We start from the raw sequence: 17,123 nt of genomic DNA on the forward strand, positions 1-17,123 counted from the left end.
CATGAATACTCTTTTCAATTTTCGTAAATATATTTTGCTAACAGGCATCCTTATCGGGCTATTAGTTAGTTCCTGCAATAAACAATTAAACATTTTACCTACAGATCAGATCAATGCGGATAACGTTTTTGCCAACGTAAACAATTTTACCCTTGGAGTGCTGGGCGTATATGCAGATTGGCGCGAGGAATACCTTATCCGTATCGGCTCAGTATTATCTGACGAGTGCCGTATCGGCACTAAAAATACGGGTATCAGTCTTACAGGTTCCGGGCAAAATCTTTTTCGATGGGCCTTTACTTCCAGTGATCAGGAAGTAGCCGCTCCCTGGACAAATGGCTACCAAGCTATAAGCAGAGCAAACTATTTACTGGCTTCGATAAGTAAAGTTCCGGTTAAAAACCAAACAGATCAAGCAACTATGCTTAATTTAAAAGGCGAATTACTTGCTATCAGAGCTTTTCAGCATTTTGATCTTTATCGTATATACAGTTATTCGGGATTGTACAGTGCCACAGCACTTACAATACCTTATGTTACTGGTACCAGTATTACTAATTTACCCACAAGGCCTACCTCTGCTGATTTCTTTAAAGCGTTGAACGCAGACCTGGCAGTAGCAGATACATTAATCAGTAAAAATAATAATGTTATTAACCGAATGGGATACAATGCGCTTCGTGCATTAGAAGCGCGGGTTGCTCTGTATACAAATAACTGGACAACAGCAATTGACCGGACTACACGGGTAATACAGAATGTGCCATTGGCCCCGGCAACTAACTTTCCGGCAATATGGACTGATCAGGGTACGACTGAGGTGATTTTTAAATTATCAAGAACTAATCAAAGCATATTGCGTCCCGGTGATTTGTGGTACAATATTCCGTATGGCGTGTACTTGTTTGCTCCTTCAACGGCTTTGTTAAACACTTATGATAAAGTTAACGATATCAGGTATTCCAGTTATTTTTCTACGGATACTACACGTACAGCAAAAGGAGAACTGACCGATATCATCAGCAAATACCAGGGAACAGCCGGCGCACAGAACCTTAATGACCTGAAAGTATTCAGGACTGGTGAAATGTACCTCATCCGAGCAGAAGCTTATGCCAGAACAGGCAATTTAACGAATGCAAGTAATGATCTGAATACTTTGCGCTCAAATCGCATCACAGGCTATCAGCCAATGAGCTATGCTAATTTGAGCGACTTGATTGCCGCTATTCTACTTGAACGTTACAAAGAATTGCCCTATGAAGGACACCGTTACTTTGATCTTAAAAGATTGGGATTAAACATCGTAAGACAAACGGCAGATTTACCAGTGGGTATAACCAATACAACCTTAATGCCTTCAGATAAATATTATTATATCCCTATTCCCCAAAATGAGGTATTAGCCAATCCGAATATCAAGCCGAATAATCCGGGCTGGTAATCACATAGGTAATATCAAACACAATAAGTTACCACTATTTTGCTATTGCATCATCCGTAGAGTAAAAGATATTTAAAAATGCAAATCACTAAGTATCAACGCACAATAGACAAGGCACTCATCCTATTGCGGGTAGATGGGCCAATTCAAAGTAAATGCCGGATCCGTTTCTGTTTGGGCAGTGAAAAAGTAAACGGATTGTTATCAATGAAAAAATGTCTACAAAGCCGGTTAAAAATTAATAAGATATCGTTAATAACGGCATAAATAATAAAACAAAAATTTAACATCTTAAATAAATGAAAACGAAAAAAAATAATAGTTGGAGCTATAGCTGTAGTTGCAATTGGCGCGGCTGTAGGGTTAATAATAGCCGCCACTAAAAAAGAAACAGTTACAGAAAAAATAACCAGTTGGTTCTGGGATTTCCTGGATACTTCTAAAGATAAATTATTCGAAGTGGCTGATACTTTAAAAGACTCTATAACCAATAAAGTAAAAAACTAAGTATAACCGTTTAAAGGGCAAAGAAATTTTTAAATAGATAAACGGATTTAAATTTGCATTCAGCTTCTATTCATTTTTTCTGTGCCTGTTATACAGTTTGCGGCTCTGATCTTCTTATCAAACAAGGAATAATATAATAAAGCAACTATCTTTATAAAATGGAATCCAAGTTATTTTCTTATAAGGTTGAAGGCATAGTGCTTGAACGGGTAAATGATAATCTGAAAGTAAGTCCTGTTTTTGACAGAAAAGAATTGGCAGAAAAGCTCAGGGAGATTTTAAAAGAAGATAATTTTACACTTGATGAACGATCTTTAGAATATAAAATTGAAGATGGTCAACTTTATCTTCAAGGCTTGGCTGTGAAACAAACTGAATCAAAATCAATAGGTTTTAGAACAAATAATTAACTGTTCTGATTGTTATAAGGTATGCTAAACCACATATTGCAACCCTGTTGTGCTTCGCTTTCTACCCGGATGCTCCCTCCCTGCAACTCTATCAACTGCTGGCACAGGTATAGCCCTAAACCTGTGCCAGGCTTTCCATGAGTACTCCATCCCATATCTGATAATCACCTATCCTATATATTAGCCCTAAACAAATGAAGTATAGTTATTAAATCAAAGAAGTTACTAACATCTAACAATGTGCTTCTTCCGGTATGTGCAATGTCGTTACGAATCTTAACAAGGGTTCCTACTTTTCTTAAATAAATATCGTCTTTGCTAAATTTAAATGCCATGATAAAGGAAAGTTTCGTCAGCGTAGCATACTGCAATGAATCATTGGTATCTAATTTTTTTAAATAATTTCCATTGACGGTATCAGCATGAAAAGTCATGTGATAAGTACTACCAGTCTTTGCATGAACTGTTGTACCGGTTAAATCGACAGGGTCAAAACCTCATTACTCAATGATTATCTCATCTAACTGGTTCGCATGCCATTGATTTTTTATATCGAGAGAAATTTGTAGTTATAATATTAACGACCAAGCCCCAACAGATTTCGTATTGCGGTTATGCGTACTACTTTTTCTCCAGGGCAATAAGGAATACTACAAATATTTGATACATTACAGGTACCATTCCAGATGAAATCCGTTTCTCCACCAACTAGGATGCCAATTACCTGATTATTATTTAGATCAAACACGGGGGAACCGGAATTACCCTCGAAAGCATCTAAGCTGGTGTAAAAAAAGGCCAATTCATTGTTAGCGACTATACTGGCATTGGCAGAAACCTTTTTGGGTAATCCATAAGGGTGGCCGATCATGTATACTTGATCGCTAAGGCGCGGATTTACAACTGTTGACCAAACGAGGGGGGGCGCAGGCAATTCACGATCCACTGAAAACATAGATATGTCCAATTCTGCGGATGACCGCATAATTTTCTTTGGAAAAAAAACACTGTCAGTGGAAATAAGCTGCTTAAGTCCCCCTGTTTTATTGTATATCTCAAAACCGAAGACAACTGCGTAATTGCTAAGCGAGCCGGCGAAAACGTGGCTGGCGGTCAGCATTTCCATTTTACCAGTAACCATTGCAGTACCGGTGCCTAAAACCGGCTGGTCCTTAAAGGCTTCTCCCGGACAAAGTTGGTAAATCGCACCGAGCGAACGGCTTGCATCAATTTGGTAATAACCGGAGCTTACCTTGATCAAACGACTGCGATCAACCACAATGGCAACTGAACGCGCGTTGAACAAAAGTTTTTGCACCCAGGGTAATGATGGGTCGAGGCTGCGCACCTCTACTCGACTATCATAAGGAGTAGGACCGGTTATAATTTTTTTACCCTCCGTAATTTCACTTGGTGAGATATGGATCGCTCCCTGATTCCCGACGGGTGGAACGGGATGTTGCCTCTCCGCCGAGTCTATAATAATCACCTTGGGTGCCGTCACTTTTTTTTGCCCTTGTTGTTTGACGCCGCTCGCTTGTTGCAATAAAAGGTCATTGCTACTTTTTGAAGATTTCAAATATTCATCATGATCATTTTGTATAATCTTTCCAACGCTGACAGCTTTCTTCGACGTATCCATTTGTGCCAAAAGCATCTGTTTGGACAAAATCAATATAACCAGTATGATCCAATGTTTCATTTCTTGGGCGTCTGAGGTTTGGTATACAAATTCAGGAAAGGGATATCTATCGTTATTCCTAGCCCTACCCTAAACGTGCTTGTACCCGAGGTAAGAGATGATGTCTGTACATCAGGACCGTATTGTACCCCTGCGTTAATAGAAAAAGGGCTTTTAGGGATACCATAAGTTATAAAAAGGCCAGGCGATAAAAAATTCTTCCAGGTCAGTTGTGGTAGAGGCGACGTTTGTCCGTTGTTGGAAAGCCGTAATTGTGTAACAGCCCCCAGATCTATTACAGGCACGAATACACCCAAATCTGAGCCCAACACATTTCCCCAAGTAACGCTAAACCCGACCGGTGCGGTAAATCCCAAAGTATTCGCGCTAGGCACACCAGAAATTCCTACCTCGCGGGCAAAAAGAACTCCGGGATAAGTATTAATGGCTACATTAAAGGCAGATTTCTGCTTTACAGAATAACTTCCTGTAGGCAAAGCAAATGCTTCGACCGCATGTTCGACGTCATCGGAAGTCTTGGCTACGGCCATATCATTAACCAAATGAACGATACTGACAACTGTAGAATCAAGTTGTTTATTTTCAAACTTTATTCTTGATAGCGGAACTTCGATATCCACTGCGATATTTTGTTCGGCGGTCAACAAAGTTGGATTGACAGGCATATCCTGGACTATCTTTGCATGAAATATCGTGTTAATATAAGCATCGAGATCGATAGTCACTTTTGTTACTTCTGCCGGGCTAAAGACCGGAGCGCCTTTGTAGTTCAGCTGTAACATTTCATCTCGCAGTGGGTGCAATAAATAGCCATCATAATAAGACACTATGAGCTGTTGGAAACGATTATCTGTCAGTAACGTTTTTAATTCGCTGACATGAATGGCTGGAAGATTTCCATTGGTCGAAAGTTTTTGAAGCGAATTGGTAAGATTATCGATAGTAGTCAAAATAACCGGATCTGGCCGGAGTGTATTTGCAACGTAGAATGCCTCAATTCTTATCAATTCGGCACTAATGTTGACAGCAGCAGCAGCTAAACTAGGAGATATTACATTTGGATTGTCCTTCAGAACCCGCATTTGTTTCCAGCCATCCCAAACCGGGTTAAAATGTGTTGAAAATGAGGCAACGGCAAGATAGTCTTTCAAGTGAGGAATACTCCCTGGATCAAGAGTGTTAACCAGGTTCAGTAGTTGAGTGATGCCGTCCGCGTAATTTTTATTCCGAATGGCACGTACTGCATCGTTGCAAGTGTTTGCTACCAAAATAAACGGTTTCATTTTATCGGCTAGTTGCAGGTTGTCCTCTGATGATCTTGAAAATAATGCCACCAACTGGTCCGCATCACTGCCAAGGTCTGAAGTAAGATCTATCAGGCTCTTGGCAAAATTATAAACTGTATCTGCCCCGACGGCTTGCTGGCCATTGTTTAGCTTTTTGATGGTTTGTGCTTGCTGATAAATTTTTTCCGAAGACTTGCAAATGTTAGTCAACATAGGAGCCACCGCTGAAAACATGGTCTCGGCATAGGCTTCATCTTTCATTAGGCTCTGAAGTTGTTTCGAGAGATCAATGACCGAAAGATTCCGTCGGGACAATTTGATTTTGTAATATTTCAGGTCTTGCTGGTACAAAAAGCCGAAATAAAGTTTCATAAATTCAGGCTCTTTACCATATGTTTTCCAAAAACTAACAGTCGTATATGCAGGTTCGCCATTAGTTGTAACAGTCAGACTGTTAGAGAACATTTCCAGTAAGTTGATGAAAGATGCCAGGTTACGAGAAGTGCTGTCAGGACGACTTTGAAGATCTGTAAGCAATTGCGAAGAACTGATGATGTTGATATAATCTCCGGGATATTGAATATTGTTGATTTTGCCGATCAGCGGAATGGCATCGAAAGCTAATTCAAGATCTGGATGCCCTGCTATCAGTTTTTTAAAATAGTTTGTGGTTCGCAGATTGTAAGCATTGTCGACCAGATGATTGATGTCATTTTGAATATATTGTTTCAGTTCAGCCGGAAAACTACTGATTTTATCAGGGTTATAATGTTGTAAGTAGCTCAACGTTGTTGGAAGAAGTACCAACAGTTCAGCGAGCGGCGTGGTCGACTTTTTGGTATTCATCCAGATTTGGATATTTGAGATAGCGTAAGCCACGAGCTCTTCTTTGATTCGCTTAGCGATAAATTTACTGATACCATCAATTATTGCGGTTGTGCTGACATCAAGGCTACCGCCGAGCAACGGCAACGCCTTCTGAACGGCTGAATTCGCATTAACGGTTGCCATCAAGTCGATTCGGTTAGCGGACAATTGCCGATATTTAAACTGAAATTTTGAGATTACCTCAGAAACGAATCTATTACTATCAAGCAAATAATAAAAAGCCAATTGCGACAATTGCCGGTCATCAGCTGTTGCCTGACTTTTGTAATAAGTTTTTTGTAATACATCGAAGCTATCTCTATTCTTGTTGTAGATTTGAACATTGGTAGTAGCGACTGCGGGAGAAACACCTGTAGCGATTGGTTGATTTGCGATCACTCGCTTTGCGAGGGACAGTGCGCTTAAGCATGAATCTGCCTGAACAATCGCAGTAGTTACCAAGGCCGCAGAATCCGCAGGATAGATGACATAAGATTTAGGGTAGGATGTTCTGAGAAAACTTTTGAAGACACTAATCACTGTAGCTCGGTCTTGGACAAGGGCATCTTGTCGCTGGTCTGGTCCAATCGCGGCATAGTCCTTTTTAAGCAGGTCCGCTAAGACGGATGCCTGACCGGCTACCGGCGCATTCTGCTGGGATAGCCCAGTAAAAGATGCCAGCAAAAGCAAGCACATAATAAGGTAAGGTTTCATGTCAATAAATTGTGAATGGTTTGATTACTAATTAAGTTTAACTTTATTTATTTCTAAAATTATTATCAAATGTTTTTTTAATTACGTAGATCAGACAATACGATCCCAAACGCTGCGAAATGTGCCATGTCGCTATACTTGATCCACATGAACCCATCAATTCCCCAATCTGTGCCCCAACTGTTCATTACAAGGAATGCTCCATCATACTTGATATTATTAAATCCGACGATACAAAAGGCATGATTGGTGGTGTCATGGCAGACGTTTAAGACGTAGTCTGTCGAATCAGGTTGCCATAATGGAACCCCATTTCCCATTACATTAAAAGAGTCGGTGCTGATCCAAGTCACAATTACAGGCAGCCCCCGGGCGAGACTTACTCGTATGGAATCTCTTTTTTTTGTATCACTGTCACAAGGTGTAAATACCATATTCGCATTTACCCTGTAGTGCCGCGCTTTTTTGCGAAGTGTCGAAGTAATCGTGTCGGAACTGCAGTCCTCGGTTCCAAAATCCCTTTGAAATACACTTCCTGAATCTCTTAGCATCTGGCAGGCCTTATAAGTGTCAAAGCCTTTGGTTTGGCAAATCGCCGCGTTTACGCACATCATCTTTTGCAGGAATGCCGTTGAAAATACAGTGGTATCTGGTTGCCAAGTGATTTGATGTGCTTTATTATAAAGTAATGTGCGAGCAGCATAAACGCTGGCGTAGGCGTAGCAAACCGGATATTGCTGATCGGCTACAGACGGGGCAAAAGACCGGAGGTCGATTGAATCAATACGGCTGGATAAAATCATTTTATCTGCTTGAATTACCATTTGTGTCATTTTATGATGACGATCTTTATTGATGGTTTTCGATTGCCTGGATGCGACTAGTGGACGAACACTTTTTTTTCGAATTAGAACCGCTTTGTTTTGAAGATGGGTAGATATTGCTGTAGCAGCTGTAAATGCTATTGGGACACCTGTTACAGGCATAGCGACCTGCCCAGTCAAGTGGCCTCTTAACGTTTGACCAAATACTTTTAAAGGCAGAAGACCTATAAGCCCGCCAAGAAAAACAATAAGTTTTTTTTTCATATACTACCAAGTATTTATCTTGAAAATATCTAACAATGAACATTTTTTAAACTTTTACTCATTGAAAAGTTTCGCCAGAAATAAACTAAAATCAACATCGTCCTCCATATATTTTTGAAAATCGTGATCCTGCAAGCCTAAGGCAATATTGGGTGTTGTGAATTGTACCGGATAGATCATTTGCTGGACTTGCGCTAAAGAATAACCGCAACCCCGCAGTGCTAATGAGACATTGCGTAACTCATTTTCGTGATCACACCCGAGCGTGGTGGCGCCAAAACTTGTCGAAAAAAATGCTTTCGAAGTTGCATAGTCTTTCGGATTATAGCCGATGGCGATACCGACAATATTATTAGCAACTGTGGTAATATCAGGCGAACGGTGATTGAAATCCACAAATGTAAGGCCACCGGGAATTGCAGGTACGATCATTCCCAATTTAATCGGCACGTCCACGGGGGCAGGAATACTGGAAGCAATGCTATCTACATCATGGGTGTTGCCGTCAGCCAGCCATTTGGAGCTGGTGTTGAATAGGGCGCCGGTGGCCACACTTGCGCCAAGGCTATGCGTAACTATGGTAAACGGCAAACGGTCATCAAGGTGCCGCATCAAATCCCTCAAAGCGAGTGAAACCCAACGGGTATTGTTTTGGGCATGCTTCCATATGGCCAATAGATCGGTGCCGCTAACCGAGGTCAGGCCGTCCCAGTAAACTTCAATATAAAGCGGCTTTATCTTAGTGTCGTAACCCTTTTGAGAAACCGAGTGTTCAAAAAAAACATAACGCGAAACGGGATCGGTTACATTAAAGCCATGAACTAGAAAAATAATATTTTTAGCTTGTAGGTTTTCCACGAGCCGGTGCACCTGACGACTGATCTGCCTCAGTTCCTGCTCTTCCACTTTTTTATAATCCCGATCAAAATTTCCAGTCTGCGAAACTTGATAATAGTTAAGAAGCGCGTTCTGCGCAGTTTGATTAGCATGAAAATAAGCATACAAGTTAGCGCTGCTTATAGTTGATGCGTTTACATTGTGCTCACGGGCTGGAAAAAGAAATAATTGTTTATCTATAGGTATAGCGTTTACCGGATAAAAGTAGCCGAACTTGTCGAGATATACCCGCACTACCCGATTCGAATCAGCTTCGTACCTGGACTGTAGATCACGCCAAAAAACCTGGCGATTAGCTGGCTGGGCCATGACAGCGGCAATACTAAAAAAAAAGAAAACGCCGAAAACGACAATTACTTTCATGATAAGGTTAAGTTACTGATAACAAGATCATAAAGTTATATAAAACGTCGCTATTAACGAAACTTGTATCCAAAATAAATTGTGCATATTTTCATGAGCACTTGCTGATTATCTCACTCCCTGCGGAGTTACTAAACACACGGATAAAATTCACATGAAAGCTTCAAACATCAGGTATGGTGATCGGGACGAACTTAATTAGCTTGAATAATTTCCCCTGAAGAAAATAGAACTGGACTTGATAACTCAACTTGCAAAGTGGTTTACCTGATCGTTCGAATTAACTGTTCCTGGGGCGTTAACGGAAACCGTATCAAGCCCAACTGAGGCGATATGATTTATGGAATTATCCAATACATTAATTGTAAAGCGTAAAATCCCTGTCAACTTGGGCTAATCATTATAAATAAATATGCCTGAAAATAAGTATAATTATCAATAAAAAGACTCCACTTGAATAATCCACAACGCCTTTATATTTCAGACTTGTTAGTCCGCGTATAATAGAAAAGGCTGGAGAAAATAATAGCAAAGCGTATGTAAATAAAGGATGAATTGTTGTATTAATTATTGGTCTTGCCAAAAAGTAACCTATAATTATTACTAACAAAACATATATGTAATAAATTAAATTTTTCATTGATTGGAGTTTAATGTATTGAGTAATTTATTTGCTTGAATAATTTCCCCTGAGGAAAATAGAATTGCACATTATAACTGGTATATATGCACCCGCTGTTTCGGCAACCCATCGATTAGCCTTTAATATAGCCAGACTGGCACCAATACCTGTTATAGGTACCATCATCACCCATCTTTCTAATTTCATCAGCGTAAGAAGGTAAATTAGCACTTACCTCATCACTGTTATTTAATTTTAATGCTAATTAAAAGAAGACTTTTAAACTTCTTCAATATGTTTCTATATTTGAAATAACAACTAGAGTCATTTTGCTATTGCGTTATTCGTAGAGTAAAGGATACTTGAAAATGTAAGTTACTGGTGATTAACATATAATGACCAAGGGTTCACGGAGACAACACTCCGCAACAAATGGTAAAATTTAAAAAGCGCTATTCATAGCGTTCAAGTTCAAAAAGCACCAAAAACGGCCTCAGTAAAGCGGAAATGCAATAGGTTCAAAACCCTAGCTCTACGCTGAAAATATCGGGTAGTGTATTAAGTCAGATTATTATTAAATTAACATGATATTAATAAAAAAAATACTACTTTAAAATATAAAAACCTAAGTATTTGCTCCAATTCCAAGCGACTTAATAGAAGGATACATCACCATCATAAGTTCACAAAGTGAAAATGATTCACAATTTTAAGTGTGGAAAATTAAATTACCCATCTGCTAAAGTTGTTTAGAATTATCCATCGGAACCCGGTCGATTAATTTATTATAAGGATCAATACCTACCTTTTCGGGTTTACCATTTACAATAACAGCGATGGTATGTTCCCCTGCTTTAAGTTTGTGCTTTTGAAAATAAAGCGGGTTTACTTGTTTGTATCCAGCTTTATTGTAAGAATCGCCTGCAAAAACAGCTATGTCGATATAATCATCCATAGCTGCAGGTATATCATTTGCTCTACTATCGATATAAATTTTACCAGTGCTCACCTTAAAAGTCACCTTATATTTGTTATTCCCTATCGGTACTGCTTTCGCGCTGAGAACCCGGTTATTGTAAAAAGTGATCTTCTCCCAGGTATCTGTCAGGTAATATTGGAGCGAATCCGGTGTGTGTTTTTTCAGATAGCGATACAGGTCATTACTACCAGAGTATGGTAGCTGCGTTTTAAAGGCATAGGCGTCCTTGAATTCGCGCAGGGCGGCATTTATATTGTGTTCGCCTATCAAATCTCTTAACCCATATAAAATTGCACCTGCCTTGTTCCCCCATTCGTACCATTCATTGGCTTTTAAAACCGGATGCTCGGGTTCGTTTCCGCGACTGTGAAGAAACAGGTATGGCCACATCTCATCCAATAATAATTGATGAATGTTGTTTTTTCCATATTTTTTTTCGGCCATTACATAGGCATCATATTTTGCAAGCCCCTCCGGAATTACTAATGAACCAATTGTATTGTTGGGAGCCACCTGGTAACGCCACCATTGCTGAGCTAACTGTTGTGAAGCCGTATAATAGCAATAATCAAATAGGCCTGGTTTGCGAAAATCGGCGTTCCATCCATTATTTTCTGAGTAGGAATCCATTGTCGACAATGATGTCGACCGGGGCCCATATACACCGGTTTCCACGATCCGCATATCATGAAAAGGAAAGTTGCCATAGGTATCTGAAAAATAGCTTATACCCTCTCTAATGGCATCTTTATACCTGTTAACGTTTGCAGTGTGCAGCGGGTTGTAATACACACTTGCATTAACCTTATGACCGCCACCCAGTTTAATTACATCATTTAAAACAGCGTACTTCGCACTCAGGATGCCAAAAGGTGGATACATGCCGGGCTTACTTTGCACGTAATGGAAATAATTACGCCCATTTTGCGTCCATTGTTTTTGAAGATCGCCGGGTGCTACTACTGTTTGTCCCTTCGTTGTACTTACTGTGATATCCGTTTTTTGAATGCCTGCTCCTTCACCAATTTTTAATGCATTGGCACCACGGGGATCGTTTTGTTCAAATACTTCTACTTTCTTAGGTGGTAGCCCATATTGTTTACGCTCATATGGGCTACCCAATTCATCATCGTCATCATAACCCATCCCTGGTAAACCGCCTTTAAAGAAGGTACCGTTACGCAAAATATCTGCACTGTAAAGGTCATTGCTGAACCCATTGTAATAAACAGACGAATTCATTTCCACTATAATAGAATCACCAGGGGCCAGTGCCTGGCGGAATTTATACAGCCTGAAATCTGCGGTATCCAGCTTAGGTCGGAACCAGTTGAATTTTCCTTGCGCATAAATTAAAGGAGTAGTAAAGGGAACAGGTTCCCCATTGATCTTTAAATCATAGGTGGTTACCTCATCCCCGTCTATAAGCAGTTGGCTGATGGTTTCCTTGGTCTTATTTACAACTACGAAATATCCATGTGTTGTAGCTTGCTGCTTTTCCGGAAACAAATCGATATTTAGCTTTACTGAAGTTATTGTAGGTAAAGGCAGGTTTTGGTAACGTTTTAACGTTTTCTCATACAACACAGCACGCTCCTCATTTTCTGATTTGGTGAGATAACTGTTAAGATAACTCACATTGTAATAAATAAACGACGACAAGGACAGGAAAGCAATTAACAAAAAAGCTGTCATCAATCTCGTTTTAAGATCAAACCGGCCAGAGACCAATTGCAACCTTTCTCTAAATGTAGACGATACACCGCGGTAATAAAACAAGGCGGCTATAATAACGAGTAACCCGGCAGCCGACAGCCAATAGATATTAAACCAGGCTACAGGAGCTGCCATGTGACCGATACCATCCATATCCGAGATCCGATAACCAGGTGTATAGGAATACAATAGGATGTTATAATTAAAAATAGAGGTGACATGTAAAAAGTATAAAGCAACCCAAATGGTTATACCTATCCCGTGCGCCGCAAATTTATTATTCACCACTACATGAACCACGTATGAAAACACAACCATTTCCAGGAACCTGGGTAAAATAAGGCCGAATACTGATACCAGATAGGCAGGAAAGTTAAATTGTGTAAATCCTTTGATTAGCTGTATAAACACACCCAATATCAGAGGCACAAGTGATAAGCCCAGGCCCAAAATCAATAAACTTATCAGCCTCGATCCGTTCAACACCCAATTTGGTGCAGGCAATGAATCGTTAATAAACGAATAACGGGTTATCCTGTCGCGGTGTACGGTTTCGCCGGTGTAAAAAATGATAATAAAGAAAATAAAGAATAGGAACACTTCATTAAAAATATCCAGCAGTTCAACTGTTCTCGGGAAATCAGAAATGCTGTAAAAACTATTCCCCATAAAAAACACGAATCCCAGGAATGTAAGTCCGCAAATAATAATGATCCAGAAATAATTGTCGCGAATAATATTAAGCAACTCCGTTTTGGTAAGACTGACGAGTGTTTTCCAATTATAACTTCCCGAAAAACGGGTAGTTACCTGAGGTCTTACGGCGCTTCTGTTTACTACACCATCTTTAACTAAATTCTTATCGTGCTTTCCACTAAAAAAATCTTCGAAATTAAAACGGACATAGGTATATACTAACACGATCAGTCCCAAGCCTGGCCACAGGATGCGGTTGAGTAATAACAGGCCGCCAAACTCAATCATATGAGTATTTTGAATGGCCGCGGTAGCAGATTGCTTTTGCTCCCGTATACCATTAAAAGCAAAAGGGTCAGTCAGATTTATTACAAACTGGTTATTGGTACGTATCAAAAAGAATGATGCTATCAGGTATCCTAAAAACAAAATGATGCCGCCACTATAGATCACTTTGATATTACGGGTTATAGCAACCAGACCGTAAAACAAAGATGAAGTAAAGAAAAGATTGGGTACCGCGATCAATAAAAATGGCTGCCAGTAATACATGAAGTTATTTGGCCCATAATTGCTGGCATCTTTCCAGTGCATTATTGGGCCAAGCTTTGTACCCAAAAACACACCCGCCATAACCGCGCTGCCGATGAGCAGCACAAACATCAGTGAGCTAAAGTACCGGCCCCAAAAGTACCCGGCCTTGGTAATGGGATAGGTAAGGTAATAATCTTTGGTGTTGTGCTCAATATCTTTATATAAGGGCATGCCCATAATGCCCGATGTAACCAGCATCATAAACAGGCTTATCCATCCCATCGCAAATGCAATAAGCATAGGGCTATTAATATGTTCTTTTTCGCCAACGGGCAGCGAACCCGTTGCAAAAGAGAGCGTTATAAAGACAAGAGTGGCGGTAAAATAAACATACACCAAGGGCCTTCTGAGGCGATTTTGCACCTCAAAAGCAAATATTTTCCAAAACATAATCGTAGGGTTTTAAATGGTATTTACATCTACACGGGTTGCAATATTGCTGAAATAAACGTCCTCCAGATTAGGTATTGCTGATACGAAGCCATTAGCCGGATCAGTTTCGGACACGATACGAATGTGTAATTTTCCCGTTTTTAACTGAGTGGAAATCACTGAAAAATCATCCTGGTAAAAACTCAGCTCGGTCTTGTCAATCGCCTTGCTAAAAACCCGGCCTTCCATCTCATTTACTGCTGTATCTGGTTCACCTGCATATAATACCTCGCCCTGACAAATGATAGCAAAGTTGGAGCATAGCGTACTCACATCCTCTACAATATGGGTTGACAGGATCACGATGGTATTTTCGCCCAATTGGCTCAGGAGATTGTAAAAGCGGTTCCGTTCGGCAGGGTCTAACCCGGCGGTTGGTTCATCCACGATGATCAGCTTGGGATTACCTATGAGCGCTTGTGCTATTCCGAAACGCTGTTTCATCCCGCCAGAGTAGGTGCCCAGGTTTTTCTTTTTATCTTTACTAAGATTTACATTATCCAGCAAGGCAGCAACCAATTCCTTTCGCTCAGCATAATTACCAACTCCCTTTAGCTGGGCAATATGATCAAGCATACGCTCGGCAGATATTTTAGGATATACCCCAAATTCCTGAGGCAGATAACCCAGCAGCTGCCGTACTTCTGTTTTGTTCCTGAGCACGTCCAGATCATCCAAAAAAATGCTGCCGGCATCAGCCTCCTGCAAAGTGGCTATAGTACGCATCAGAGACGATTTTCCCGCACCATTTGGGCCAAGTAATCCAAACATACCATTGTTTAGCGTAAGCGATACATCCTTTAGCGCATGCACACCATTGGAGTATGTTTTTGAAAGAGCGTTGATCTGTAATTTCATAATTGCTAAAGGAGTTAAATGATTTATTTTTTCAATGATTTGATAGCCGCCCCATTCATGATGAGCAGGGCGCTATCTGCCAATCTGTAATTTAAACCGGGGATATTGGCTTGATATAAAACGAGTTTACCTTTATTGCGGACATCGAGGTTAGCCTGTTGAATGACATTACTTTTCAATACAGTTAATTTTGATCCGCTAAGTTCATTGATACTTGTTATAGCACTTAAATGTATCAGGCTATTGTTTGCTAATAAAACCTGGCTTCCCCATTCCTGGCTAACTGATAGGCTATCCTGTTTAAATCCATCTATCAATATTTGATGATATGCCCAGCCTTCTCCTGCCAGTGTATCAATAAGGTTCTGTTTATTTAGGGTAGAAACAGCACTTGCATGCACAGATACCAGCCTAGGGCATGATATCACTACCATATAAGTCTCTCCTGTATTAAATCGGGTATATTTCCAGTTTAAATCAACCTGGAGTGTATTATTTATCTGTTTAAAAGTTAAATTATCTTTTATTACATTGTTAACCATAACCTTAAATGGTCCCTGAACCAGTTTCACATTAATTATGTTGGAAGGGTTTATGGTAACGCTGTTAAAGTTTTTATAGGGCAAACTGCTGAAGTTTATATATGTTTTTTTATAATTCCCGGTGAGGAACTCTTTCTTCATAGCAATAGCATAGCCTATGGTTGATACAATAATTACAAGGAAAGCAGTGGCTACTATTTTATTACTCGTTTTCATTGGTAGTATTTGTTTGGGGTTTGCTATTATCTTTTTTAAACTGTTGGTAGAGGTATTGCAAATCGCCCAACTCAATATCCAGCAGGTAAATATTTCTAAAAAACTCGGGCAACTCCTGCTGCATGAAACGCTCTTTACGGATAGCCTTTATTTTAGCAGCACCATCAGGTGCCACAAAAAGCCCCATTCCCCGTTTGTTGATAATTACTTCCTGGTTTTGCAAAAGCTCATAAGCCCGGTTAACTGTATTGGGATTTACCTCCAATTCAATGGCCAGGTCGCGTATAGAAGTTATTTTTTCGCCCGCGGGCCATTTGCCTATTAATATATTTTCGCTTACCGCCCCGGCAATTTGCAGGTATATGGGTTCGTTTTCTTTAAAATCCATGTGCTAAGTAATTAAGCCTGCTTTTCTTTTAACCGGTAATAAGCTGCAATCCAAAATAAGACTGCTACTACTAAATACAAAGCCAATGAATAAATTTCCTTGTTGCCTTGCGGGTTTATAATAACGATATGCCCATTCTCCCAGAAAGCGACATTAGTTAGCAGAAGCGCGGGTCTGGTGTCTTTATGCAGCATTAAATCCATTAAAAATTTATTCCCATACATTGAAACAGCCAGCACAATAAAAAACAAAAACGCTGTTTTTATAAAGTGAAGCTTTTCAAAAAATATAGCGCCGTAAAATGTCAAGGAATGCATAAATGCATATAAGATCAACACAAGACATAGTAAGGGAAATTGCAGACCTCCAGGCTTTTGCATCAGATCAAACAATTCCGACTGCTGCTGTGAATGCTTAATGCTTAATAAAAACAGCATTATCAGGTAAAAACTAGCAGTAATTACTAAAAACACAATTATAAAGGAATACAACCAGGCCACCAGATATTTCTCAAAATGACTGGCCGGCAAAGAAAGCGTAGCTATTGCTTTTTTATTGTTCCCATATTCGGCAAATATGGTACTGGTAAATATAGTGCCGCCCAGCAAAAGCATCCAAATGTAAAGTAACATCTGAAACATAGGATCAAGCGATGTGTTAATAAGATAGATAAGAAAGGTCCCTCCCATTACCATAACACCGATCAACACTGTTGCCGACATCAGGTAGCTTTTATAATGTTCCTGACTATGCTTTATAAACAGCCTGCTAAACCTATCAGCATTAAAGAAGTTCGACATAT

At 39.9% G+C, this 17,123-nt stretch carries 13 protein-coding genes; 2 read left to right on the top strand and 11 right to left on the bottom strand.

Features of this window, described 5'->3' with window-relative positions:
* The first annotated feature begins 1 nt into the window (after position 1).
* On the top strand, positions 2-1,444 hold the full coding sequence (locus G7092_RS06800) for a RagB/SusD family nutrient uptake outer membrane protein (protein WP_166087503.1): 1,443 nt from the start codon (positions 2-4) through the stop codon (positions 1,442-1,444).
* 665 nt (positions 1,445-2,109) lie between these two features.
* Complete coding sequence (locus tag G7092_RS06805) at positions 2,110-2,361, top strand: hypothetical protein (RefSeq protein WP_166087505.1); 252 nt, start codon at positions 2,110-2,112, stop codon at positions 2,359-2,361.
* On the opposite strand, the gene G7092_RS06810 is transcribed toward G7092_RS06805, so the two are convergent.
* From G7092_RS06810 to G7092_RS06860, 11 genes are all read right to left on the bottom strand, one after another.
* The gene (locus tag G7092_RS06810; protein ID WP_166087507.1) at positions 2,358-2,516 is read right to left on the bottom strand and encodes an ATP-binding protein; all 159 of its coding nucleotides are present in this window, start codon (positions 2,514-2,516) and stop codon (positions 2,358-2,360) included. The genes G7092_RS06805 and G7092_RS06810 overlap by 4 nt on opposite strands.
* A gap of 422 nt (positions 2,517-2,938) precedes the next feature.
* Positions 2,939-4,063 (bottom strand): S1 family peptidase, encoded by a 1,125-nt coding sequence (locus G7092_RS06815; protein ID WP_166087510.1) that lies wholly within the window; start codon positions 4,061-4,063, stop codon positions 2,939-2,941.
* On the bottom strand, positions 4,060-6,930 hold the full coding sequence (locus G7092_RS06820; protein ID WP_166087512.1) for a hypothetical protein: 2,871 nt from the start codon (positions 6,928-6,930) through the stop codon (positions 4,060-4,062). The genes G7092_RS06815 and G7092_RS06820 overlap by 4 nt, the downstream gene beginning before the upstream one ends.
* Before the next feature lie 77 nt (positions 6,931-7,007).
* Positions 7,008-8,018, bottom strand: coding sequence for a C1 family peptidase (locus tag G7092_RS06825; RefSeq protein ID WP_166087514.1), 1,011 nt, complete (start codon positions 8,016-8,018; stop codon positions 7,008-7,010).
* Positions 8,019-8,072: 54 nt separating this feature from the next.
* Positions 8,073-9,278, bottom strand: coding sequence for a hypothetical protein (locus tag G7092_RS06830; RefSeq protein ID WP_166087516.1), 1,206 nt, complete (start codon positions 9,276-9,278; stop codon positions 8,073-8,075).
* A gap of 667 nt (positions 9,279-9,945) precedes the next feature.
* The gene (locus tag G7092_RS06835) at positions 9,946-10,107 is read right to left on the bottom strand and encodes a hypothetical protein (protein WP_166087518.1); all 162 of its coding nucleotides are present in this window, start codon (positions 10,105-10,107) and stop codon (positions 9,946-9,948) included.
* A gap of 532 nt (positions 10,108-10,639) precedes the next feature.
* Positions 10,640-14,275: an ABC transporter permease/M1 family aminopeptidase gene (locus G7092_RS06840; protein WP_166087520.1), complete on the bottom strand. Its 3,636-nt coding sequence runs from the start codon at positions 14,273-14,275 to the stop codon at positions 10,640-10,642.
* A gap of 12 nt (positions 14,276-14,287) precedes the next feature.
* Positions 14,288-15,175, bottom strand: coding sequence for an ABC transporter ATP-binding protein (locus G7092_RS06845; RefSeq protein WP_166087522.1), 888 nt, complete (start codon positions 15,173-15,175; stop codon positions 14,288-14,290).
* Between the two features lie 23 nt (positions 15,176-15,198).
* The gene (locus tag G7092_RS06850) at positions 15,199-15,933 is read right to left on the bottom strand and encodes a hypothetical protein (protein WP_166087524.1); all 735 of its coding nucleotides are present in this window, start codon (positions 15,931-15,933) and stop codon (positions 15,199-15,201) included.
* On the bottom strand, positions 15,920-16,321 hold the full coding sequence (locus tag G7092_RS06855) for a GntR family transcriptional regulator (RefSeq protein ID WP_166087526.1): 402 nt from the start codon (positions 16,319-16,321) through the stop codon (positions 15,920-15,922). The genes G7092_RS06850 and G7092_RS06855 overlap by 14 nt, the downstream gene beginning before the upstream one ends.
* 11 nt (positions 16,322-16,332) lie before the next feature.
* Positions 16,333-17,121 (bottom strand): hypothetical protein, encoded by a 789-nt coding sequence (locus tag G7092_RS06860; RefSeq protein ID WP_166087529.1) that lies wholly within the window; start codon positions 17,119-17,121, stop codon positions 16,333-16,335.
* Positions 17,122-17,123: the final 2 nt, after the last annotated feature.

This window comes from Mucilaginibacter inviolabilis (assembly GCF_011089895.1).
Taxonomy (GTDB): Bacteria; Bacteroidota; Bacteroidia; order Sphingobacteriales; family Sphingobacteriaceae; genus Mucilaginibacter; species Mucilaginibacter inviolabilis.

What these genes read in the sequence shown, in the direction of transcription:
- G7092_RS06800 (WP_166087503.1), top strand. Translation starts at nt 2, where the DNA reads ATGAATACTCTTTTCAATTTTCGTAAATATATTTTGCTAACAGGCATC.
- G7092_RS06840 (WP_166087520.1), bottom strand. Translation starts at nt 14,275, where the DNA reads ATGTTTTGGAAAATATTTGCTTTTGAGGTGCAAAATCGCCTCAGAAGG.
- G7092_RS06805 (WP_166087505.1), top strand. Translation starts at nt 2,110, where the DNA reads ATGGAATCCAAGTTATTTTCTTATAAGGTTGAAGGCATAGTGCTTGAA.
- G7092_RS06835 (WP_166087518.1), bottom strand. Translation starts at nt 10,107, where the DNA reads ATGAAATTAGAAAGATGGGTGATGATGGTACCTATAACAGGTATTGGT.
- G7092_RS06860 (WP_166087529.1), bottom strand. Translation starts at nt 17,121, where the DNA reads ATGTCGAACTTCTTTAATGCTGATAGGTTTAGCAGGCTGTTTATAAAG.
- G7092_RS06825 (WP_166087514.1), bottom strand. Translation starts at nt 8,018, where the DNA reads ATGAAAAAAAAACTTATTGTTTTTCTTGGCGGGCTTATAGGTCTTCTG.
- G7092_RS06830 (WP_166087516.1), bottom strand. Translation starts at nt 9,278, where the DNA reads ATGAAAGTAATTGTCGTTTTCGGCGTTTTCTTTTTTTTTAGTATTGCC.
- G7092_RS06815 (WP_166087510.1), bottom strand. Translation starts at nt 4,063, where the DNA reads ATGAAACATTGGATCATACTGGTTATATTGATTTTGTCCAAACAGATG.
- G7092_RS06845 (WP_166087522.1), bottom strand. Translation starts at nt 15,175, where the DNA reads ATGAAATTACAGATCAACGCTCTTTCAAAAACATACTCCAATGGTGTG.
- G7092_RS06855 (WP_166087526.1), bottom strand. Translation starts at nt 16,321, where the DNA reads ATGGATTTTAAAGAAAACGAACCCATATACCTGCAAATTGCCGGGGCG.
- G7092_RS06850 (WP_166087524.1), bottom strand. Translation starts at nt 15,933, where the DNA reads ATGAAAACGAGTAATAAAATAGTAGCCACTGCTTTCCTTGTAATTATT.
- G7092_RS06810 (WP_166087507.1), bottom strand. Translation starts at nt 2,516, where the DNA reads ATGGGATGGAGTACTCATGGAAAGCCTGGCACAGGTTTAGGGCTATAC.
- G7092_RS06820 (WP_166087512.1), bottom strand. Translation starts at nt 6,930, where the DNA reads ATGAAACCTTACCTTATTATGTGCTTGCTTTTGCTGGCATCTTTTACT.